Raw genomic sequence first — 20,097 nt, forward strand, 5'->3', positions numbered from 1 at the left:
CCTCACCAGCCGGAAATCGACTTCAGCTCCAGGAACTCCTCGATGCCCCAGATGCCTCCCTCGCGCGCGCGGCCCGAGGCCTTGGTGCCGCCGAAGGGGGCGCCCTCGCCACGGCTCTGGCCGTTCATCTCGATCATGCCGGCGCGCAGGCGGCGGGCCAGGCGGCGGCGGCGCTCCTCGTCGGCGGTCTGGACGTAGTTGGTCAGGCCGTAATCGGTGTCGTTGGCGATGCGCAGCGCCTCGTCCTCGGTGTCGAAGGGGATCATCGACAGGACGGGGCCGAAGATCTCGATCCGCTCGATGCTCTGGCCGGGTTCGACATCGGCAAAGACGGTGGGGCGCACGAAGAAGCCGCGGTTGAGATGCTCGGGTCGGCCCGGTCCGCCGGCCACCAGCCGCGCCCCCTCCTCGATGCCCTTCTGGATCAGGCCCTGCACGTGCTCCCACTGGCGGGCATTGACCACGGGGCCGATATGGTCGCCCGGCTCGCTGGCGGGGCCCACGCGCGTCTCCTCGGCCAGCGCGCGGGCCTGCTCGACGGCGCGCTCGTAGACGGGGCGCTCGACCAGCATCCGCGAGGGGGCGTTGCAGCTCTGGCCCGCATTCTCCATCATGTGGCGCACGCCGCGCTCGACCGCCTCCTCGTCGGCATCGGCGAAGACGAGGTTGGCCCCCTTGCCGCCCAGCTCCAGCGTGACGCGCTTGAACGTGTCGGCGGCGGCCACCGTGATGGCGCGCCCCGCGCGGGTCGATCCCGTGAAGCTCACCATCTGGATGTCGGGATGCGAGGACAGCCGCGCCCCCGCGCCCGCGCCGTCGCCCTGGATCATGTTGAACACGCCGGGGGGACAGCCGGCCGCGTCGATCATCTCGGCCACCACGCAGGCCGAGAGCGGGGCCTGCTCCGAGGGCTTGAGCACCATCGTGCAGCCCGCGAGCAGCGCCGGGATCACCTTGAGCGCGATCTGGTTGGCGGGCCAGTTCCAGGGCGTGATCAGCGCCACGACCCCGATCGGCTCCCAGGCGAGCATGGCGCCCTTCGTGCGGCCGCCGTCGGCCGGGCGCATCCATTCCAGCGTGTCGAAGGCGCGCAGGAACGCCTTGGTGTGGTAGGGAAAGGCCGCGGCCTGCTCGGCCAGGGCAAAGTCGATGGGTGCGCCCATCTCCCGGCTGATCGCCTCGGCCAGGTCGCGCTCGCGCCGCTTGTACTGATCGAGGATGCGCTCCACGAGGGCGCGGCGCTCGGCGGGGTCCGTGTCGGACCAGGCGGGCAGGGCTTCGCGCGCGGCGGCCACCGCCGCTTCCACGTCCTGCGGCCCGGCCAGGGTGATGCGCACCGCCTCCTCCTCGGTCGAGGGGTCGATCACGACATGCTCCTGCCCGTCGCGCGACTCGACCCAGGCCCCGCCGATGTAATGGCCCCGCTTGTCGATCATGGCATCGCCCTCCCGGTTCGGCGTGGCGCCCGCACGCCCCCGCCCCTATATGCGCCCGGTGCGCGTCCGGGCCAAGCCCGCGCCGCGACAGGACAGAAGGGAGCACCGACATGGGCCTGCGCATCAACGACACCGTCCCCGACCTCGAGATCCAGACCGACCAGGGCCCGATCCGCCTGCACGACTGGATCGGGGATCACTGGGCCATCCTGTTCAGCCATCCCAAGGACTTCACCCCCGTCTGCACCACCGAGTTCGGGGCCGTGGCCCGGCTTGCGGACGAGTGGGAGAAGCGCGGGGTGAAGGTTCTGGGGGTCTCGGTGGACGGGGTCGAGGATCACGTCCGCTGGAAGGCCGACATCGAGGCGGCCGGCGGCGCCAGGGCAGGCTTTCCCATCGCCGCCGACACGGACCTCGCCATCTCCAAGGCCTTCGACATGCTGCCGGCCGAGGCCTATCTGCCCGACAACGCCACGCCCAACGACACGGCCACGGTGCGGTCGGTCTTCATCATCGGGCCGGACAAGAAGCTGAAGCTCTCGATGACCTATCCGATGAACGTGGGCCGCAACTTCGCCGAGGTGCTGCGCGCGGTGGACGCGCTGCAGACGGCCGCCGCCAAGGGGGTTGCCACCCCGGCCGACTGGACGGTGGGCGAGGACGTCATCATCCCGCTCTCGGTCTCCGACGAGGAGGCGCGCCAGAAGTTCGGCTCCTTCGAGGCGGTGCTGCCCTATCTGCGCAAGACGCGCCTGCCGGCCTGAGCGCAGGGGTGCCCCTCGCCCCAGATGCGGGGGGCATCGCGCGCGAGCAGGCGCGCCTCGGCCCGGTCGAGACGGTCGAGCCAGGCCGTCTCGTCGCCCCCCTCGGCCTGCACGCGCGCCCAGAGCCGGGCGACCGAGCGGGGGCACCACGGGATGGCGGCCCCGGCGATCCAGGCGCGCAGGACCGGAGGCAGGCGGTCGAAGGAGGCCCAGGCATCGCCCGGCCGCCCGCGTCGCAGACGGGTACGGAGATTGCGGCGCATCGTCAATCTTATGTTATATCATAACTGCAACGGATAGACCGCCGGTGCGGCCGTTGCAACGGGGCGTCAGCGCACGAAGACGGGCGTGCCGACCGGCACGCGGTCGTAGAGGTCGATCGCGTGGTCGTTGTGCATGCGGATGCAACCCGAGGAGAAGCTCTGGCCGATCGTCCAGGGCTGGGGCGTGCCGTGGATGCGATACATGGTGTCGCGGCTGCCCTGATAGAGATAGAGCGCCCGTGCCCCCAGGGGATTGTAGGGATGGCCGCCGGGCAGACCGCCGCGGAAGGGACCGTACACCTCGGGCTCCATCCGGATCATGCTGGCCGTCGGTGTCCAGGAGGGCCATTCGGCCTTGCGCCCGACCCGGGCGGTGCCCTGGAAGTTGCGCCCCGCCGCGCCGACGGCGATCTTGTAGCGCCGGGCCACGCCGTCGGCGAGCGTCAGGTACAGCCAGGTTCCCGCGATATCGACATGGATCGCACCCGCCGGCAAGCCGGGCGCGATGGCGACATCGGTGGGCAGCCATTCGGCCGGAAAGCGAAACACCTCCTGGGCCAAGGCCGGCGCCGCGAGCGTCGTGGCGGCGGCAGCGAGGGCGAATCGGCGACGGGACAGCAGGGTCATGACACGACGAGCTCCGACAGGAAGGGTCCTCCTCCGGAGCCGGAGACTAGCACGACACCCGGCCGTCCGTCGCCTGCCCGGTGCCGGTCCGGCGAGCCGGGCGGTCCGACCGTGGCCCTCCGGTCAGTAGGCGTAGGCCGAGGCCCCCAGGGGGACACGCCGATAGAGGTCGATGACGTGGCTGTTGTACATGCGGAAGCAGCCGTTCGACGCCCGGTGCCCGATCGAGGCGGGTTCGGTGGTGCCGTGCACGCGGATCGCCGTGTCGCGCTCGCCCTGGAAGAAGTAGAGGGCGCGGGCTCCGAGCGGATTGTCCGGCCCCCCCGGCATCCCGTTGCGATAGCGCTCATAGCGGGCGGGGTTGCGGGCGATCATCTCGTCGGTGGGCCGCCAGGAAGGCCACTCGACCTTGCGTGCGATCGTCGCCTGCCCGCGCCAGCCCAGGCCTTCCTGACCGACGGCGACGCCGTAGCGGATCGCTGCGTCGCCGGGCAGGATGAAATAGAGGTGGAAGCTGTCGGCGACGATGTGGATGTCGTTGGGCCGCAATCCCGGTGCCACCTGCACCACGCGCGCGCGGAACCGCTCGGGGATCTGGAAGCTTCCGTCCGTGTCCGGCGGCAGCGTGAGCGAGGCGTCGATCGCCTCCGGCGAGATGTCGAGCCGCAGCGGACCGGGGTCCTCGATCATCCCCTGGGCGCGGGCGCGCGCGCCCATCAGCAGAAGCGCCGGCGCGGCCAGAAGGCCCGCGGCGACGCGGCGGCGTGTCGGCATGGTGGTCATCGCTCCCTTCCCCGGTGCGGACAGGGGGTCCGCACCGCCCTTGTCGTGGCGCCCCGCCCCTTCATGGCCGATCCGGTTCGCCCTCGTCCAGAGCCGCCCGCAGCCAGGGCGCGGGACCGATGCGCCGATACCATCGGCCCCCCCGGCCGGCGAGCACCTCGGGCAGCTTCGGTCGACCCGCGAACAGCACGATCCGCGCCCCGGGCGGCAGGACCGGATCGGTCCAGAACGAGCGGGGAAACCGCGGCACGCAATCGTTCTTGAAGCTCACGCACCAGCCGCGCGGCCAGAAGTCCAGCAGCCCCTGCCGGTCCAGCACGGCGCTGAGCAGCCCCTGCTCGATCCCGTGGATCCGTTCCGCCCCCGCAGGGTCGGCAAGGTAGGCCTCCAGCACATCGGGATGCGCGCCGATGCGGAAGCGGAACACCGAGGAATTGCCCATCCGTCGCAGCCGCGCGTCCCGCAGGGGCCGCAGGCGGCGCAGCGGCTTGGGCCGGAACAGGTCGTCGTCGCGCTGGATCAGCACGCCGGGCGCGGGATGGTCGAAGAACGCATCGAGCGATCCCGTCACCACGAGGTCGAGGTCCAGAAACAGCGCCGTGCCCTGCAGGCCGTGGAGATCGCGCGCAAACAGCGCGAGCTTGCGCCAGCGCGTGTCGCCGCTGCCCGCAGGCAGGTCCAGCGCGGGCAGCGGCAGCGCCTCCACCCCAGGCACCAGGTCCCGGGCATCGTCCGTCAGGCAGACGAACCGGTGGGGGCGCGAGAGGTGCCGGCGCACCGCCCGGGCCAGGCGGTTCACGTCCCCGGCCCCGTAGAGGGTGCCCCATTTCATGCAGAGCACGAGGACCGGCAGGGCGGAATCGGCAGAGGGGGGCACAGGGGTCTCCCGCGCAGGCGGACGGCCCCGGACATCCGTCCGGGGCCGTCGGGGCGATGACACGGCGTGAGGGCGGCGGTCCTATTCGGCCGCCGGCGCCTCCTCCTTGGTGATCTCCTGTCCGGTCGTCTGGTCCACGGCCTTCATGGACAGCCGCACCTTGCCCCGGTCGTCGAAGCCCAGGAGCTTGACCCAGACCTCCTGGCCCTCCTTGAGGACCTCGGAGGGGTGGTTGAGGCGCCGCCCCTCGATCTGGCTCACATGCACGAGGCCGTCGCGCTTGCCGAAGAAGTTCACGAAGGCCCCGAAATCCACCAGCTTGACCACCGTGCCGCGGTAGATCTTGCCCTCCTCGGGCTCCGCCACGATGGCGTGGATCATGTCGTGGGCCTTGCGGATCGCCTCGGCGCTCGCGGATGCGATCTTGATCGTGCCGTCGTCGTTGATGTCCACCTTGGCGCCCGAGGTCTCCACGATCTCGCGGATGACCTTGCCGCCCGATCCGATCACCTCGCGGATCTTGTCGGTCGGGATGGTCATGGTCTCGATGCGGGGCGCATGGACGGAGAAGGCGTTGGCCTGCGTCAGAGCCTTGGCCATCTCGCCCAGGATGTGCAGCCGGCCGCGGCGCGCCTGCTCGAGCGCCTTCTCCATGATGGCGGGGGTGATGCCGGCCACCTTGATGTCCATCTGCAGCGAGGTGATGCCCTTCTCGGTGCCGGCCACCTTGAAGTCCATGTCGCCCAGATGGTCCTCGTCACCCAGGATGTCGGTCAGCACCGCCCAGGAGCCGTCGCGCTCGAGGATCAGGCCCATGGCCACGCCTGCGACCGGCGCCTTCAGCGGCACGCCCGCATCCATCATCGCCAGCGACGAGCCGCAGACGGTGGCCATGGACGAGGACCCGTTCGACTCGGTGATCTCCGAGACCACGCGGATCGTGTAGGGAAACTCCGTCGGCGGGGGCAGGACCGCCTGCAGCGCCCGCCAGGCGAGCTTGCCGTGGCCGATCTCGCGCCGGCCCGGAGAGCCCACGCGCCCGACCTCGCCCACCGAATAGGGCGGAAAGTTGTAGTGGAGCAGGAAGTTGGCCTTGAAGTTGCCGTGCAGCGCATCGACGAACTGCTCGTCGTCGCCGGTCCCCAGCGTCGTCACGCAGAGCGCCTGCGTCTCGCCCCGGGTGAACAGCGCCGAGCCGTGGGTGCGCGGCAGAAGCCCCGTCTCGCAGGCGATGGGGCGCACCTCGTCGAGCGCGCGGCCGTCGATCCGCACCCCCCCGCGCACGATGTCGCCCCGCAGCACGTCCGATTCCAGCGCCTTGAAGGCGGGCCACAGGTTCGGATCGGCGAGTTCCTCCTCCGACAGCTCGGCCTTGACCGCCTCGATGGCGGCCTCGATGGCGGCGCGCCGGGCGGCCTTCTCGCGGATCGCGTAGGCCTCGCGCATCCGCGCCTCGCCCAGTTCGCGCACCCGCGCGGCGAGCGCCGAATAGTCGGGGGGCTCGAACTCGAAGGGCTCGCGCGCGGCCTCCTCGGCCAGCTCGATGATCAGGTCGATCACCGGCTGCATCTGCTCGTGCGCAAAGGTCACGGCGCCCAGCATCTCGGCCTCGGAGAGTTCGTAGGCCTCCGATTCCACCATCATCACCGCATCGCGCGTGCCCGCCACCACGAGGTCGAGCCGCTGCTCGGGCTTGAGGCGGATGTCCTGGATCGCGTCGAGCGGGGGGTTGAGGACATAGCGCCCGTCGGTGAAGCCCACGCGCGCCGCGCCGATCGGCCCGCGGAAGGGCACCCCCGACAGCGTCAGCGCGGCCGAGGCGGCGATCATCGCCACCACGTCGGGCTCGTTGACGAGGTCGTGGCTCAGGACGGTGCACATCACGAGCACCTCGTTCTTGAAGCCCGGCACGAAGAGCGGCCGGATCGGCCGGTCGATCAGCCGCGCGGTCAGCGTCTCCTTCTCCGAGGGGCGTCCCTCGCGCTTGAAGTAGCCGCCGGGGATCTTGCCGGCCGCATAAAACTTTTCCTGGTAGTGGACGGTGAGGGGAAAGAAGTCCTGGCCCGGCCGCGGCTCGCGGGCAAAGGTGACGTTGGCCATCACGGAGGTCTCGCCCAGGGTGGCGATCACGCTGCCGTCGGCCTGCCGCGCGACCTTGCCGGTCGAGAGGGTGAGGGTTTCCTCGCCCCAGCGGATGGATTTGGTGACTTCGTTGAACATCGGATGTCCTTCCGGCCCGCCTTCGGGCCTGTGGCCCCCGACTGGTCCATGCGCAGGGGGCGGGTTTGCGGAGGGTCGCGCGCGTCCCGCGCGGCCCTGGCCCTCGGACGTCCGGCGCGCGGGTCGGGCCCGGCCCGCGCACCGTCCTGGCGGGACGCCCCGCAGGGCGGCCCGCGGCGCCGTCAGCGGCGCAGGCCGAGACGCTCGATCAGCGCCTGGTAGCGCGATTCGTCCTTGGCCTTCAGATAGTCGAGCAGACGACGGCGCTGGGCCACGAGCTTGAGCAGCCCGCGGCGGCCGTGATTGTCCTTGGCATGCACCTTGAAGTGCTCCGTCAGCGTCGCGATGCGCGAGCTCAGGATCGCGACCTGCACCTCCGGCGAGCCGGTATCGCCCGGCTTGGTGGCAAAGTCCTTGAGGATGCGGGCCTTGTCCTCGACGGTGATCGACATCGGCATCTCCTTTCGGGTTCGGGGTGACGGCGCAAGCCGGGATGTCGTCCAGCAAGGCCCGGGGATCCCGCGCCGAGTCCCGGCAGGACGCGACGGACGGGGATGGATGCCCATAGGGGAAACGGACGCAAAAGGAAAGGGCCGCGAACGCCGCGCCCGCCCGCCGCTCAGGCCGCGCGCGTCCCCTTGGGCTGGAGCAGGCGCCACTCGGCGGCCAGACGGCCCAGAAGCGCCCGCCGCGGGTCGTCGGCCGGCAGGTCGGCGGCGGTGACCCCCGCCATCTGCGCCTGCAGCTCCTCGATGCGCCGCGCGAGCGCGAGCCGCCGCAGCCCGCCCGCCGCTTCCGAGGGGGGCGGCACCAGAAAGCCCGGACGGATGGACCCCGCCGCGGGGCCGTCCGCGGGCGGCTCGGCGGCCGCCTCGCCCGGCCCGCCCCAGAGATGGGAGAAGGCCGCGAGCGAGGGCAGCAGCAGGTGCACCGACAGGTTGCGCCCGGCATTCTCGAGCTCCACCACCGCGAGGTCCGTGTGCAGCAGGATCGTGTAGGCCCCCTTGCCTTCGCAGGCGGCAAAGGCGTCGCGCGGCAGCCTCGCCCCCGGCATTCCCGTCACGCGCGCCATGGCGCGCATGACCTCGGGAAAGCCCTTGGCGCCGACCGCGCTCAGAAAGCGCTCGGCCATCCTGGCGCTCGGCCCGTCCGCCTTGGCGGGTGTCTCTCCGGCCGGGCCGGCCTTGGGCACCCAGGCGATCAGGCCCGCAGGCAGCGGCAGCGCGGCCTCGGCCGGTCCCTCCGCCAGGCGCCGTTCGCCGCCGTCGGCCTGCCGCACCCAGACGGGCCGGACGATGCCGGGCCGCACCACCGGATCGGCCAGGATTGCGCGGCGGCGCGCGTCGTCCACCGGGCGCACGTCGAACGGGATGCGGTTGAGCGTGATCTGCATGAAGCCCTCCCTGTCGGGGGTCCCTCTAGCAGCAGGGGGGGACGCTGACCAGACGCGCCAGTCTCAGGGGGCCGCCCCGACCCCGGAGCGGATGCGGCGCGCGCGCTCGGTCGCGCTCCTGAGCTGGCCGCAGGCCGCCATGATGTCCTCGCCGCGGGGCGTGCGGATGGGGCTTGCATAGCCGGCCTTGTGCACGATGTCGGCGAACCGGCGGATGCGCGCCTCGGGGCTGCGCCGGTAGGGCGCGCCGGGCCATTCGTTGAAGGGGATCAGGTTGATCTTGGCCGGGATCCCCGCGATCAGCCGCACGAGCCGCCGCGCGTCCTCGTCCGAATCGTTCACCCCGTCCAGCATTACGTACTCGAACGTGATCCGCTCCGAGTTGGACAGCCGCGGATAGTCGCGCAGCGCCGCCAGAAGCGCTGCGATGTTCCACTTGCGGTTGATGGGCACCAGCACGTCGCGCACCGCATCCGTGGTCGCGTGGAACGACACCGCGAGCAGGCAGCCGATCTCCTCGGCGCAGCGCGCGATCTCGGGCACCACGCCCGAGGTGGACAGCGTGATGCGCCGGCGCGACAGCGCGATCCCCTCGCCGTCCATGACCACGCGCATCGCGTCGCGCACCGCCTCGAAATTGTAGAGCGGCTCGCCCATGCCCATCAGCACGATGTTGGACAGAAGGCGCGTCTCGTCCTTGGGCGCGCCGCGCACCGGCCATTCGCCCAGGTCGTCGCGCGCCAGCAGCACCTGCCCCACGATCTCCGCGGCGGTCAGGTTGCGCACCAGCCGCTGCGTTCCCGTATGGCAGAACGAGCAGGTCAGCGTGCAGCCCACCTGCGAGGAGACGCAGAGCGTGCCGCGCCCCTCCTCGGGGATATAGACGGTCTCCACCTCATGCCCGCCCTCCAGCCGCACCAGGTACTTGCGCGTCCCGTCGGCCGAGACCTCGCGGCGCGCGACCTCCGGCACCCGGATGGCGAAGCGCTCCGCGAGCAGGGCACGCACCGCCTTGGAGAGGTTGGTCATGGCGGCGAAGTCGCGCACGCCCCAATGGTAGATCCATTGCCAGACCTGCGCCGCGCGCATCCGCACCTGTCCCGCCGGCAGGCCGGCCTCGGCCAGCGCCGCCTCGAGCGCAGGGCGCGTCAGTCCGACGAGGTTCGTCCGCCCGTCGCCGGCCTCCGGCTTGCGGGGCAGGGCGATGACGTCCGGCTGGAGCGGCGAGGCGGGCAGGGCATCCATGGCGAGGGTCCGGCGGGGCAGGGAGGCACCTCACATAGCAAGGGCGCGGCCCCCTTCCAAGGGCCGCGCCCGCACGAGGGTCAACCCGGAGGCGGTCTCAGCTCGCGCAGCGCGAGCGCGCTTCCTCCACGGCGGCCGTGAATCCCAGAAGCGAGAAGGTGTCGCGCGTGGTCGTGCCGCGCCCCGAACGGCCCGTGACGATCGCCTGCGATCCCGCCTTCATGGCCTCGACGATGCGCGCATCCTCCTCGGGATTGGCAGGCCAGGCCCATTCGCCCTCGGTGAAGAGCTGGAAGGTGGACGATCCGACCTCGAGATTGACGGTCGAGCCCGAGGCGAACGGATAGCCACCCGTGAACGTCACCTGCCCGTTGACGCCTTCGGCCGGGCGGAAGAACACGAACAGCAGCGTCTCGCCCCGGCTCACCTGGACGGGCTGGCCGTCGCGGGTGTTGTTCTGCTCCTTGGGGGCAGAGGTCGCAAAGCATTCGGTGGGGTTCGTTTCCTGGAACACCGACCAGTCCGTATTGGCCGCCACCCGGTTGGTGGTGGTCGCCTGGGCGAGGGCGTCGCCTGCGACGAGCGCGCCCACCGACAGCGCCCCGGCCAGAACGCCCAGCCGCGACAGGGTCTTCGAGATCACGTGAACAGCCTCCTTGATGTGCCCCCTCCGGTCCCCGGCCCGCGCGGCGCGTCTGCCCGGCGCCTGTCGCGGCTGGAAAGGGCGCGTCCAACCCGATAGGGCGGACCCTACCATCGCGGCGCGGCAGGGGCAAACCCCCGGCCGGTCACGAGGATGAGCGGAGCAGGCCGGCCGGCGGAGGGATGCCATGACACAGGGGCCGATCGCGGTCGAGATCTGGCGGGGCGGCGTCCTCGAATCGCGTCACAGGGTGCGGGCGGTCGTCTGCGGCCCCGACGGAGAGCCGGTGGCCGCCTGGGGCGACGACCACGGCACCATCCTGCCGCGCTCGGCCTGCAAGATGGTCCAGGCGCTGCCGCTCCTCACCAGCGGGGCGGGCGAGGGTCTCGGGGACGAACGGCTCGCGCTCGCCTGCGCCTCCCACGGGGGGGCGGTCGCCCATGTGGAGCGGGTGGAGGCGTGGCTGGCCGATCTGGGCCTCGGCGATGACGACCTGCGCTGCGGAGCCCACCGGCCGATGGACCGCCAGGCCGCGGATGCCCTAATCCGCGAGGGTCGCGCGCCCCGGCAGGTGCACAACAACTGCTCGGGCAAGCATGCCGGCTTTCTGCATCTCGCGCGGCACCTGCGTGCGGGCGGCGACTATCTCGACCCCGAGGGACCCGTCCAGCGCGCCGTCCGCGACGCCTTCGAGGAGGCCATCGGCGCGCCGAGCCCCGGCTGGGCCATCGACGGCTGCTCGGCCCCGAACTTCGCCTGCACGCTGCAGGGCCTCGCGCGCGCGGCGGCCGGGTTCGCCGCGCCGGAAGGACAGGAGATCGCCCCCCGCGCGGCCGAGGCGCGCCGCCGCCTCGTCGCCGCGATGATGGCCCATCCCCATCTCGTGGCCGGCGAGGGCCGTGCCTGCACCGATCTGATGCGCGCCGCCCCCGGCCGCGTCGCCGCCAAGACGGGGGCCGAGGGGGTCTACCTCGCCATCCTGCCCGAACGGGGCCTCGGCCTCGCCCTCAAGGCCGAGGACGGCGCCACCCGCGCCGCCGAGGCCGCCGTCGCCGCCCTGCTCGAGCATCTGGGCGCGGTCGAGCGGGGCCACCCGGCCGTCGCGCGGCTCGCCCGCGGCGAGATCCGCAACTGGCGGGGGACCGTGACGGGGCACGTGGCCACCCTGCTCTAGCCCCCGCCCCGCCCGCCGCGGTTGCATCCGGCCGCGCGCGGCGCCATATCTCGCCTCCGCGCCCCAGCCGGAGCCCGCCATGAACTATCTCGACTTCGAAAAGCCCCTCGCCGAGATCGAGGGCAAGGCCGAGGAGCTGCGCGCGCTCGCCCGCTCCAATCCCGGCATGGACGTGGACAAGGAAGCGGCCGCGCTCGACCGCAAGGCCCAGGACATGCTGGCGCAGATCTACGGTGCGCTCTCGCCCTGGCAGAAGTGCCAGGTTGCGCGCCATCCCGACCGCCCCCATGCCCGGGACTATGTCGAGGCGCTGATCACCGACTGGATGCCGCTGGCGGGCGACCGCGCCTTTGCCGACGACCACGCGGTGCTCGGGGGCATCGGCCGGCTCGACGGCGAGCCCGTCGTGGTGATCGGCCACGAGAAGGGCCACGACACCAAGAGCCGCATCCGCCACAATTTCGGCATGGCGCGCCCCGAGGGCTACCGCAAGGCGATCCGGCTGATGACGCTCGCCGACCGCTTCGGCCTGCCGGTGGTGACGCTGGTGGACACGCCCGGCGCCTATCCCGGCAAGGGCGCCGAGGAGCGCGGCCAAGCCGAGGCCATCGCCCGCTGCACCGAGACGCAGCTCTCGCTCGGCGTGCCGATCGTCTCGCTCATCATCGGCGAGGGGGGGTCTGGCGGCGCCGTGGCGCTGGCCACCGCCAACCGGGTGCTGATGCTCGAGCACGCGATCTATTCCGTCATCTCGCCCGAGGGCTGCGCCTCCATCCTGTGGAAGGACAGCGAGCGCATGCGCGAGGCGGCCGAGGCGCTGCGCCTGACGGCCTCCGACCTGATCGGTCTCGGCGTCGTGGACCGCATCGTGCGCGAGCCCCTGGGCGGCGCCCACCGCGACCCGGCGGCCGCGATCGCCGCCGCCGGAGAGGCGCTGCGCGCCGCGCTCGCGGACCTGCGCGGCCGCGACCGGCGCGATCTGCGCGAGGCGCGCCGGCGCAAGTTCCTCGAGATGGGCAGCCGGGGTCTCGCCGCCTAGCGGGCGGCCTTGGGCGGCACCGGACCGGCCGGGCGAAAGCCCGCCTCCGCCATCAGCCGGTCGGAGGCGGGCTCGATCGCCCCCTCCAGGCGGCGCAGGAACTCCGCCGCCTCGAGGCCCGGCGGGATCGCCGGCAGGAACTCGACGACCGCGCGCCCCGGCCGGAGCGCAAGTCCCCGCCGCGGCCAGAACAGGCCCACATTGCACGCCACCGGCACGCAGGCGGTGCCCATCTCGGCATAAAGGGCCGCAGCGCCCGGCTTGTAGGGGACCGAGACACCCGGCGCCACCCGCGTGCCCTGCGGATAGATGATGAGCTGTCCCGGCTCCCGACGACCGGCAGCCACGTCCGCGACCATCTGGCGGATCGCCTGCGCCCGCCGGCCCCGGTGGACCGGCACGCAGCCCAGCCGCAGCGCGTATTGCCCGATCACCGGCGCCCAGAGCAGCTCGCGCTTCATGATGAAGCGGCCGCGCGGCAGGGCGCCGTAGATCAGGATGATGTCGAGAAAGCTCTGGTGCTTGGCCGCGATCAGCACCTCGCCCGCGGGGGGCGTGCCGCGCACCTCCGTGCGGATGCCGACAAGGGCCGGAGCCAGGCGGCGGACGAGCCGGCACCAGGCATGGGCGGCTGCAAAGGCGCCGTCGCGGGACAGGATCGCCCAGGGCAGGAAGACGAGCCCGTAGAGCCCCATCGCCCCGTAGATCAGCGCAAAGAACAGCGCTGCCCGGACGGGGCGCGGCGGGGGCAGGGAGGCGGCGCCGGGCGCCGGGTCGGGGGTCTGCGGATCGGCGGTCATCGGGGGTCCCTTCAGGGCAGGGCGCGCAGCGTGGCCAGTGCCGCCGCGCGCGTGGCCGCAAAGCCCACAAGCGCGGCGAGCGGCGGGATGGCGAGCGGAGCGAGCCAGCTCCAGCCGACGAAGCCGAGCCCGGTCAGGAACCCGCCGGCCGTGTCGGCGGCCGGCATCAGCGCCACCGCGATCATTCCCGCGGCCGTTCCGCCCAGCGCCCCCCAGGCGGCGCGCAGCGTGAACCGCCGCACGAAGGCGCGCGCGATGTAGATGTCCTGCGCCCCCACGAGCCGCAGCACCCGGATCACCTGCGCGTTGGCGGCCAGCGCGGCCTGCGCGGCCAGGGTGATCATCGCCGCGGTGGAGGCCGCAATGAGACCCAGCGCCAGAAGCCCCAGGCTGCGCAACCTGTCCGCCGCCGCCACGAGCGGCGCGCGCCAGCGCGTGTGGTCGTCGAGCACCGCACCCGGCACCTCCGCCCCCAGCCTGGCGCGCAGCCCGGCCGCGTCGAACCCGTCCTCGGCCAGGGTGATCTCCACCAGCCGCGGCACGGGCAGCGACTCGAGGGGCAGGTCGGGGCCGAACCACGGCTCGAGCAGGGCGCGACCCTCCTCGGGCGTCAGCGCGCGCGAGGAGGCCACGCCCGGCGTCTGCGACAGGATTCGCAGGGCGCGCTCGACGCTCTGGGCCATCTGCGCCTCGGGGGCCGAGAGCCGCAGCGTCGCGGTCCGCGCGAGCTCCGCCCCCCAGCGGTCGGCCAGCCGCCCCGTAGCCAGCGACAGCGCCAGGGCGAACACGGCCAGAAAGGCCATGGCGGCGGCGGTGAACACGGTCAGGCGGGCGGTGAAGCCGGTGGGGGGCACCGCGCGCTCCGCCTCGCGGTCGCCCGCCAGAAGCGCGAGCAGCCGGCCCGCCGCGGCGGCGGCGCTCCGCGCGGCCAGACCGCCGCCGCGGGCGATCTGCGCGATCCGTGCGGCCCGTCCTCCGGGCCGGGCGGGAGGCCGCGCGTTCACAGATCGGCCCCCGCAGCCTGGAGGCTGCCGTCGCGCAGGCGCAGCACGCGCGCCGACACCTGCGCCTTGGCGGCGCGGATCAGGTGGAGGTCGTGGGTGGCCACCAGCACCGCCTTGCCCATGCGGTTGAGCTCCACAAGCAGCGTCAGCAGCCGCTGGCTCATCTCCCAGTCGATGTTGCCCGTGGGCTCGTCGGCCACCACGACATCGGGCGCGGTGATGACCGCCCGGGCCAGGGCCGCGCGCTGCCGCTCGCCGCCCGACAGTTCCGGCGGCAGGCTGGCCGCGCGCGCCGACAGGCCGACCCAGGCCAGGAGGTCGGCCAGATGGGCCTCGCCCTCCGCGCGGCGGCCGGAGACGGTCAGCGGCAGCAGGACGTTCTCGGCCAGCGGCAGGTGGTCGAGGAACTGGCAATCCTGGTGGACCACGCCGATCCGCCGGCGCGCCAGGGCGACCTCGTCGCGCGACATGGCGCGCGCGTCGCGGCCCCACAGCAGGACCTCCCCCTCGGTGGCGCGCAGATCGGCGTAGCAGAGCTTGAGCAGCGTCGTCTTGCCCGCCCCGGACGGCCCGGTGAGGAAGTGGAACGCCCCCGGCGCCAGCGACAGGTCGATGCCGGCAAAGAGCCGCCGCCCCCCATAGGCCATGCCCGCGTTGCGAAGCTCGATCACGCGCCCCCGCGCCCCTTCGGGTTCCGACCGGCTCCCCGTCCGGCGCGGCCCCTTCTGCCGCAAGCCCGGCGGGGGCGCAACGGCCGCTCCCGCCGTCCCTTGCGGCGATCCGTGGCAAGCAGGACGCGCGCGCGCCCCCCGGCGGCGCCCGACCGGTCCGCATCCTTGGCGCGCCGGGGGCGGAGGGCTAAGGTCGCGCGGCGCCGGGCGGACGGCGCGGACCAGCCAGGGACCAGGCCGAGGAGATTCCCCCGATGCGGCTCATCTGCCCCCAATGCGGCGCGCAATACGAGGTGGCCGCGGAGGCAATCCCGCCGGAGGGGCGCGACGTGCAATGCTCCGCCTGCGGCCGGCTGTGGTTCGAGCGGCCCGAGCCCCTTGCCGAACCGTCGCCTCCCGAGCCGGAGCCCGGCCCCGGCCCGACGACCCCGCGGCCGCGCCGCAGCGTCAGCCCCGAAGTGGCCGAGATCCTGCGCGAGGAGGCCCGGCGCGAGGCCGAGGCGCGGCGGGCCGAAGCCGCGGGCCTTCCGTCCGCGGAGCCGCCCGCGGATGCGCCGCCCCCCGTCTCCGCCCCGGAGGGGCCGCCACCCCCGCCCGGAGAGCCGTCGGAAGCCTCGCCCTCGGGTCCCGTCCCGGCTCCCCCTCCCGGAGGGGCCGGCGGCGGAGCCGGGAGCCCGGGCGTGGAAGGGGCGGAGGAGCCCGCCAGGCCGGACCGGGACCCGCCGGAGGCGCCGGACGATCCGGCGCGGGTCGCGCTCGAGCGCCAGCGCCAGCGGGCCGAGGAGGCGCGCCGCCGCATGGCACGGCTCAAGGGCGAACCCGCTCCCCATCCGGGCGCGGCCATCCCCGCGTCCCCCGTCTCGCGTCGCGACCGTCTGCCCGACATCGAGACGATCAACGAATCCCTCGATCTGCCCGCCGCCGGCGCCCCCCGTCCCGCCCCGCCGCCGCGGGCGGGGTTCCGGCTCGGCTTCGGCAGCGCGCTGGCCGTCGCGGCGCTGCTCGCGCTCCTCTATGTCTGGGGACCGCGGATCGCGGCCTCGGTGCCGGGAACCGGCCTCGTCCTCGAACCCTACGTGACGGCCGTCGATCGGGGGCGGCTCTGGCTCGACCGGCGGATGCGCGACTGGCTGGGCGCCCTCGACCCGGAGGCGGGGGCGGCAGCCCGGTCCGCCGCCGGTCCCGCGGCGCCGGCCGAGCCGGCCCCCGACCCCGCCGGGCCGGAGCCCTCCGCTCCGGCCGGCGGGGGGTGAGCGACGGGCTCAGCGATAGGGATAGCCCGCCGCCTCCATGGTCGCGGCATAATCCTTGAACGCCTGGACCACGCGCCCCGCCCGCGGCGAGGAGCCGGCCACCTCGTCCCAGAAGCCTTCGGCGTCGCGGACCACCTGCGCCCATTCCTCCGGCGGGATGGAGGTCAGCTCCATCTTCTCGCCCTCGACTCGCAGCTTGGCCTCGCCGCCCCAGTACCAGACCGCGCGGTAGTAGTGCGACTGGTCGATGGTCGAAAGCCACAGCTGCTGCAGATGCGGCGGCACGCGGTTCCACGATTCGGTGTTGGCGAAATACGAGCCGAACCAGGCCCCGGTGACGGAGTTGGTCAGGGCATAGCGGCACACGTCCGCCCAGCCGACCTCGTAGGCTTCGGTGAAGCCGCACCAGGCCACGCCGTCGAGTTCGCCCGTCCGCATGGCCACCTCCACGTCGTCCCAGGGCACGGTCACGGGGATGAGGCCGTAGCGCGACAGGAAGCGCCCGGCGGTCGGCACGCCGAACACGCGCAGCCCGTTCATGTCCGCAAGCGACCGGATCGGGCGGTTGACGGTGAAGATGTGCAGGGGGTCCCACGCCCCGGTGGACAGCCAGGTGACGCCCTCGACCTCGTCGTAGGCCTCGCGCCAGATCTCGTCGAGCCCGTAATAGGTGAACAGGGCCGGCACATCGAGCGAGTAGCGGGTGGCGAAGGGGAAGTAGCCGCCGAACACGGAGATGTCGACGGGGCTCGCCATGGTCGCCTCGTCGGACTGGACGGCATCGAGCGTGCCGTTCTGCAACGCGCGGAACAGCTCGCCCGTGGGCACGAGCTGGTCGGCATAATAGAGTTCGATCTCCATCTCGCCGTTGGCGGCGATGTTGAAGGCATCGACCTGCGGCTTGATCACATGGGCGCCGAGCGGTGCGCCCGAATAGGTCTGGAGGCGCCAGCGGATGGGTGCCTGCGCGCGCACGATGGCGGGCGCGGCCAGCGCGGCCGGCGCGGCCAGACCCGCGGCGGCCAGGAAGCGCCGCCGCGAGGCCAGGATGCGGGCCGAAGGTGCGGGGTCGGTCATCGGTGGTCTCCCTTCCTGTTGGATCGTGTTGGGCCTCAGCGGCCGGTAAGGGTCTGCGGCAGCCACATGGCGATGGCGGGAAACAGCATCACCAGCGCGATGGTCAGCGCCATCATCACCACGAAGGGCCAGATCGAGCGGTAGATGTCCACGAGCGTGATCGACCGCGGCGCAAGTCCCCGCATCAGGAACAGGTTGTAGCCGAAGGGCGGCGTGATGTAGGCGATCTGGCAGGTCATGGTGTAGAGCACCCCGAACCAGATCATCTGCCCCTCGATCCCGAGGTCCAGCATCTTCACGAGCGGGATGTAGAGCGGCGCGACGATCACGAGCATCGCCGTGTCGTCGAGGAACATCCCCATGACGATGAAGCTCAGCTGCATCAGGATGACCGTCTGCCAGGGCGTGAGTTCCCAATTGGTGATGAACAGCCGCTCGACCGCGCGCACGGCGCCGATCCCGTCGAACACGGCCGAGAAGGCCAGCGCGGCAAGGATCAGCCACAGGAACATGCAGGAGATGGCCAGCGTGCGCCGCGCCGTGTCGCGGATCATCCGCCAGCTCAGCCGCCGCTTCAGCGCCGCCGCGAGCGTGGCGGCCGTGGCGCCGACCGCGGCGCTCTCGACCAGGCTCGTGTAGCCCATCAGGAACAGGCCGGTCATGGCGAAGAAGATCAGGAACGGGATGATCCCCGCCCGCAGCAGCGCGAGCTTCTCGCGCAGCGGCATGGCGAGTTCCTCCTCCGTCAGCGCCGGGGCGAGCGAGGGGTTCAGGCGCACCCGCGCCCACACATAGATGCCGAACATCGTCGCCATCAGCAGCCCCGGGCCCACCCCCGCCAGCCAGAGCTGGGAGACGGGCTCGCGCGCGATGACGCCGTAGAGGACCATCACCACCGAGGGCGGGATCAGGATGCCGAGCGAGGAGCCGCCCTGCACCACCCCCGTGATCAGCACCTTGTCGTAGCCGCGCCGGAGCATCTCGGGCAGGGCGATGGCCGATCCGATCGCCATGCCCGCCACCGACAGCCCGTTCATCGCCGAGATCACCACCATGAGCAGGATCGTCCCGATGGCGAGCCCGCCGGCAAAGCGGCCCAGCCAGACATGGAGCATCCGGTAGAGGTCCTCGGCGATGCCCGATTCGGACAGGACGTAGCCCATGTAGATGAACAGGGGCAGCGTCAGCATCGGGAACCAGTTGAACAGCTTGAACGTGGCGTTGAAGGGCATCTCCACGCCCCCCGTGCCGTAGAGCAGCAGCGCCGCCCCCGCGGCCACGAAGCCCACGGCGGCGAACACCCTCTGCCCGGTGAGCAGGAGGGCCATCATCGAGGCGAACATCAGGAGGGCGGTCGCCTCGTAGCTCATGCGCCCCTCCCGGCGGGCGGAAGGGGATCGGAGCCGTCGAGCGGCACCCCGCGCAGGGCCGACCAGTGCTTGATCGCCAGCGAGACGGCCTGCATCAGCATCAGCACCAGGCAGGCGACCATCAGCGCCTTGATGGGGATCATCGAGGGATTCCAGATCGAGAAGCGCCGCTCGTCCGTGGCGATCGCATAGCGCAGGCTCGAGATCGAGCCGATGAGCATGACGACCAGATAGAACCCGAGGCAGAGCACGGTCACGAGGTCCATCCGCTGGCGCCCCCGCGGCCCGAGCCGGCCATAGAGGAGGTCCATCCGCACGTGGTCGTCGTCCTTGAGCGTGATCGCCCCGCCCATGAAGAAGTAGGCGGCCAGCGTGAACTGCGCGAGCTCGACGCCCCAGTGGATGGGACTGCGCACGACGTTGCGCATCACCGCATCGAGCAGCAGCACCCCCACCATCATGAAGATGAGCCACATGGCGGCCCAGCCCGTCCAGTCCGCCAGCCGGTCGGCCCATCTGACATATGCGCGCAGCACCCGCGCCATGATCCTCCCCCTCCGTGACGCCCCCAGAGGGGCTCAGGCCAGTTCCACGCGCGCGCCTGCCAGCGACGCGCCGATCGGCTCGGGCGGCGCCCGGTCGCAGATCAGCAGGTCGATCTCGCCGGCCGGGCAGACCCGGAAGGCCGCCCGCCGCCCGAGCTTGGCCGCATGGGCGACCACCGTGACCGAGGCCGCATGCGCGATCATCGCCCGCGCGATCTGCGCCTCGTCGAAGCTCGCATCCGTCGCCCCGGCCTCCGCATCGAGCCCCGCCACCGTCAGCACGGCCCGGTCCGCCTGAAAGCGGCCGATCTGCTCGATGACGAGCGGGCCGACCGTCTCGGAATCGTCCGGATTGAAGCGGCCCCCCAGCAGGAAGACGGCGGCCGAGCGGCCCAGCCGCTGCGCGATGTCGAGCGAGTTCGTCACGACCGTGAGCCCGTCCGTCCCCCCCAGAGCCTCGGCACAGGCCAGCGTGGTCGTGCCGGCATCCATGAACAGCGTCTCGCCGGGTTCGACAAGGGCGGCCAGACGGCGCGCGATGCGCCCCTTGGCTTCCGCGCCCTCGGCGGCACGCTCGGCGCGGCTGCCTTCCGCAAACAGCCGCATCGGCCGGGCGCCCCCATGCACCTTGCGCAGAAGACCGTCCCGGGCCAGCCGGGCCAGATCGCGCCGGATCGTCTCGGCCGACACGCCGAAGACCTGCGCGAGCGTCTCCACCCGCGCCTGTCCCTCGCTGGTCACCATCTCCCGGATCCGGGCCTGGCGCTCTTGCGGCGTCATGGCGGTCCCCCCTTCGCGGAGAGGAAAGCGGCCGCTCCGCCGCCCTGTCAACCGGGTTTGTGGATACGGGCACGCATTCCGGGGTCCGAATGCTATCGGTTGACCATTCGGGCATCATCGGTCATGGTTCGGG

The 20,097-nt window shown here is 72.4% G+C and carries 21 protein-coding genes; 4 read left to right on the forward strand and 17 right to left on the reverse strand.

The window, feature by feature from the left end:
* Positions 1-2 precede the first annotated feature (2 nt).
* The gene (locus GT358_RS11910; RefSeq protein WP_166582851.1) at positions 3-1,436 is read right to left on the reverse strand and encodes an aldehyde dehydrogenase family protein; all 1,434 of its coding nucleotides are present in this window, start codon (positions 1,434-1,436) and stop codon (positions 3-5) included.
* Between the two features lie 110 nt (positions 1,437-1,546).
* Between GT358_RS11910 and GT358_RS11915 the strand changes: the two genes are divergently transcribed.
* On the forward strand, positions 1,547-2,200 hold the full coding sequence (locus GT358_RS11915) for a peroxiredoxin (RefSeq protein ID WP_166582852.1): 654 nt from the start codon (positions 1,547-1,549) through the stop codon (positions 2,198-2,200).
* Here the strand turns inward: GT358_RS11915 and GT358_RS11920 are convergent.
* The 9 genes from GT358_RS11920 to GT358_RS11960 all read right to left on the reverse strand — a co-directional run bounded on the left by GT358_RS11920 (position 2,170) and on the right by GT358_RS11960 (position 10,251).
* On the reverse strand, positions 2,170-2,463 hold the full coding sequence (locus tag GT358_RS11920; protein ID WP_166582853.1) for a DUF6525 family protein: 294 nt from the start codon (positions 2,461-2,463) through the stop codon (positions 2,170-2,172). The two genes, GT358_RS11915 and GT358_RS11920, sit on opposite strands and share 31 nt — an antisense overlap.
* Before the next feature lie 66 nt (positions 2,464-2,529).
* Complete coding sequence (locus GT358_RS11925; protein ID WP_166582854.1) at positions 2,530-3,090, reverse strand: L,D-transpeptidase; 561 nt, start codon at positions 3,088-3,090, stop codon at positions 2,530-2,532.
* Positions 3,091-3,213: 123 nt separating this feature from the next.
* Positions 3,214-3,873: a L,D-transpeptidase gene (locus tag GT358_RS11930; RefSeq protein WP_243730854.1), complete on the reverse strand. Its 660-nt coding sequence runs from the start codon at positions 3,871-3,873 to the stop codon at positions 3,214-3,216.
* Positions 3,874-3,934: 61 nt separating this feature from the next.
* The gene (locus GT358_RS11935) at positions 3,935-4,750 is read right to left on the reverse strand and encodes a hypothetical protein (protein ID WP_371416277.1); all 816 of its coding nucleotides are present in this window, start codon (positions 4,748-4,750) and stop codon (positions 3,935-3,937) included.
* Between the two features lie 81 nt (positions 4,751-4,831).
* Positions 4,832-6,970 carry a polyribonucleotide nucleotidyltransferase gene (gene pnp, locus GT358_RS11940; RefSeq protein ID WP_166582855.1) on the reverse strand — a complete coding sequence of 713 codons (2,139 nt, stop codon included), beginning with the start codon at positions 6,968-6,970 and terminating at the stop codon, positions 4,832-4,834.
* Positions 6,971-7,152: 182 nt separating this feature from the next.
* Positions 7,153-7,422, reverse strand: a complete 270-nt coding sequence (gene rpsO, locus GT358_RS11945) for a 30S ribosomal protein S15 (protein ID WP_166582856.1) — start codon at positions 7,420-7,422, stop codon at positions 7,153-7,155.
* 167 nt (positions 7,423-7,589) lie between these two features.
* Positions 7,590-8,363 (reverse strand): hypothetical protein, encoded by a 774-nt coding sequence (locus GT358_RS11950; protein ID WP_166582857.1) that lies wholly within the window; start codon positions 8,361-8,363, stop codon positions 7,590-7,592.
* Positions 8,364-8,426: 63 nt separating this feature from the next.
* A complete protein-coding gene (rlmN, locus tag GT358_RS11955) occupies positions 8,427-9,608 on the reverse strand; it encodes a 23S rRNA (adenine(2503)-C(2))-methyltransferase RlmN (RefSeq protein WP_166582858.1) in 1,182 nt (393 codons plus the stop codon).
* Positions 9,609-9,705: 97 nt separating this feature from the next.
* Entirely contained in the window at positions 9,706-10,251 is a 546-nt protein-coding gene (locus GT358_RS11960) for an invasion associated locus B family protein (protein ID WP_371416278.1), read from the reverse strand.
* Between the two features lie 187 nt (positions 10,252-10,438).
* Here GT358_RS11960 and GT358_RS11965 point away from each other — a divergent pair, with 187 nt between their 5' ends.
* On the forward strand, positions 10,439-11,425 hold the full coding sequence (locus GT358_RS11965) for an asparaginase (RefSeq protein ID WP_166582859.1): 987 nt from the start codon (positions 10,439-10,441) through the stop codon (positions 11,423-11,425).
* A gap of 79 nt (positions 11,426-11,504) precedes the next feature.
* Positions 11,505-12,464, forward strand: coding sequence for an acetyl-CoA carboxylase carboxyltransferase subunit alpha (locus GT358_RS11970; RefSeq protein WP_166582860.1), 960 nt, complete (start codon positions 11,505-11,507; stop codon positions 12,462-12,464).
* Here the strand turns inward: GT358_RS11970 and GT358_RS11975 are convergent.
* From GT358_RS11975 to GT358_RS11985, 3 genes are all read right to left on the reverse strand, one after another.
* Positions 12,461-13,159 carry a lysophospholipid acyltransferase family protein gene (locus GT358_RS11975; protein WP_371416286.1) on the reverse strand — a complete coding sequence of 233 codons (699 nt, stop codon included), beginning with the start codon at positions 13,157-13,159 and terminating at the stop codon, positions 12,461-12,463. The genes GT358_RS11970 and GT358_RS11975 overlap by 4 nt on opposite strands.
* 116 nt (positions 13,160-13,275) lie before the next feature.
* Positions 13,276-14,196, reverse strand: a complete 921-nt coding sequence (locus tag GT358_RS11980; protein WP_166582937.1) for a cell division protein FtsX — start codon at positions 14,194-14,196, stop codon at positions 13,276-13,278.
* A gap of 68 nt (positions 14,197-14,264) precedes the next feature.
* Positions 14,265-14,939 (reverse strand): cell division ATP-binding protein FtsE, encoded by a 675-nt coding sequence (locus GT358_RS11985; protein WP_371416279.1) that lies wholly within the window; start codon positions 14,937-14,939, stop codon positions 14,265-14,267.
* Between the two features lie 254 nt (positions 14,940-15,193).
* Between GT358_RS11985 and GT358_RS11990 the strand changes: the two genes are divergently transcribed.
* The gene (locus GT358_RS11990) at positions 15,194-16,192 is read left to right on the forward strand and encodes a zinc-ribbon domain-containing protein (protein ID WP_166582862.1); all 999 of its coding nucleotides are present in this window, start codon (positions 15,194-15,196) and stop codon (positions 16,190-16,192) included.
* 9 nt (positions 16,193-16,201) lie between these two features.
* On the opposite strand, the gene GT358_RS11995 is transcribed toward GT358_RS11990, so the two are convergent.
* The 4 genes from GT358_RS11995 to GT358_RS12010 all read right to left on the reverse strand — a co-directional run bounded on the left by GT358_RS11995 (position 16,202) and on the right by GT358_RS12010 (position 19,964).
* The gene (locus GT358_RS11995; RefSeq protein ID WP_208103501.1) at positions 16,202-17,239 is read right to left on the reverse strand and encodes a C4-dicarboxylate ABC transporter; all 1,038 of its coding nucleotides are present in this window, start codon (positions 17,237-17,239) and stop codon (positions 16,202-16,204) included.
* 65 nt (positions 17,240-17,304) lie between these two features.
* A complete protein-coding gene (locus GT358_RS12000; RefSeq protein ID WP_166582864.1) occupies positions 17,305-18,639 on the reverse strand; it encodes a TRAP transporter large permease subunit in 1,335 nt (444 codons plus the stop codon).
* Positions 18,636-19,184: a TRAP transporter small permease subunit gene (locus GT358_RS12005; protein ID WP_166582865.1), complete on the reverse strand. Its 549-nt coding sequence runs from the start codon at positions 19,182-19,184 to the stop codon at positions 18,636-18,638. Before GT358_RS12005 ends, GT358_RS12000 begins: the two co-directional genes overlap by 4 nt.
* A 33-nt stretch (positions 19,185-19,217) precedes the next feature.
* The gene (locus GT358_RS12010) at positions 19,218-19,964 is read right to left on the reverse strand and encodes a DeoR/GlpR family DNA-binding transcription regulator (protein ID WP_166582866.1); all 747 of its coding nucleotides are present in this window, start codon (positions 19,962-19,964) and stop codon (positions 19,218-19,220) included.
* Between the last annotated feature and the right edge of the window lie 133 nt (positions 19,965-20,097).

It is taken from the genome of Rubellimicrobium sp. CFH 75288 (assembly GCF_009904055.1).
Classification (GTDB): domain Bacteria; phylum Pseudomonadota; class Alphaproteobacteria; order Rhodobacterales; family Rhodobacteraceae; genus Rubellimicrobium.

Excerpts from the sequence above, each read along its gene's own strand:
- GT358_RS11915 (WP_166582852.1), top strand. The coding sequence starts at position 1,547 with ATGGGCCTGCGCATCAACGACACCGTCCCCGACCTCGAGATCCAGACC.
- GT358_RS11965 (WP_166582859.1), top strand. The coding sequence starts at position 10,439 with ATGACACAGGGGCCGATCGCGGTCGAGATCTGGCGGGGCGGCGTCCTC.
- GT358_RS11970 (WP_166582860.1), top strand. The coding sequence starts at position 11,505 with ATGAACTATCTCGACTTCGAAAAGCCCCTCGCCGAGATCGAGGGCAAG.
- rlmN (WP_166582858.1), bottom strand. The coding sequence starts at position 9,608 with ATGGATGCCCTGCCCGCCTCGCCGCTCCAGCCGGACGTCATCGCCCTG.
- GT358_RS11930 (WP_243730854.1), bottom strand. The coding sequence starts at position 3,873 with ATGACCACCATGCCGACACGCCGCCGCGTCGCCGCGGGCCTTCTGGCC.
- GT358_RS11920 (WP_166582853.1), bottom strand. The coding sequence starts at position 2,463 with ATGCGCCGCAATCTCCGTACCCGTCTGCGACGCGGGCGGCCGGGCGAT.
- GT358_RS11950 (WP_166582857.1), bottom strand. The coding sequence starts at position 8,363 with ATGCAGATCACGCTCAACCGCATCCCGTTCGACGTGCGCCCGGTGGAC.
- GT358_RS12000 (WP_166582864.1), bottom strand. The coding sequence starts at position 18,639 with ATGAGCTACGAGGCGACCGCCCTCCTGATGTTCGCCTCGATGATGGCC.
- GT358_RS12010 (WP_166582866.1), bottom strand. The coding sequence starts at position 19,964 with ATGACGCCGCAAGAGCGCCAGGCCCGGATCCGGGAGATGGTGACCAGC.
- GT358_RS11975 (WP_371416286.1), bottom strand. The coding sequence starts at position 13,159 with ATGGGGCTCTACGGGCTCGTCTTCCTGCCCTGGGCGATCCTGTCCCGC.
- GT358_RS12005 (WP_166582865.1), bottom strand. The coding sequence starts at position 19,184 with ATGGCGCGGGTGCTGCGCGCATATGTCAGATGGGCCGACCGGCTGGCG.
- GT358_RS11910 (WP_166582851.1), bottom strand. The coding sequence starts at position 1,436 with ATGATCGACAAGCGGGGCCATTACATCGGCGGGGCCTGGGTCGAGTCG.
- GT358_RS11990 (WP_166582862.1), top strand. The coding sequence starts at position 15,194 with ATGCGGCTCATCTGCCCCCAATGCGGCGCGCAATACGAGGTGGCCGCG.
- pnp (WP_166582855.1), bottom strand. The coding sequence starts at position 6,970 with ATGTTCAACGAAGTCACCAAATCCATCCGCTGGGGCGAGGAAACCCTC.
- rpsO (WP_166582856.1), bottom strand. The coding sequence starts at position 7,422 with ATGTCGATCACCGTCGAGGACAAGGCCCGCATCCTCAAGGACTTTGCC.
- GT358_RS11925 (WP_166582854.1), bottom strand. The coding sequence starts at position 3,090 with ATGACCCTGCTGTCCCGTCGCCGATTCGCCCTCGCTGCCGCCGCCACG.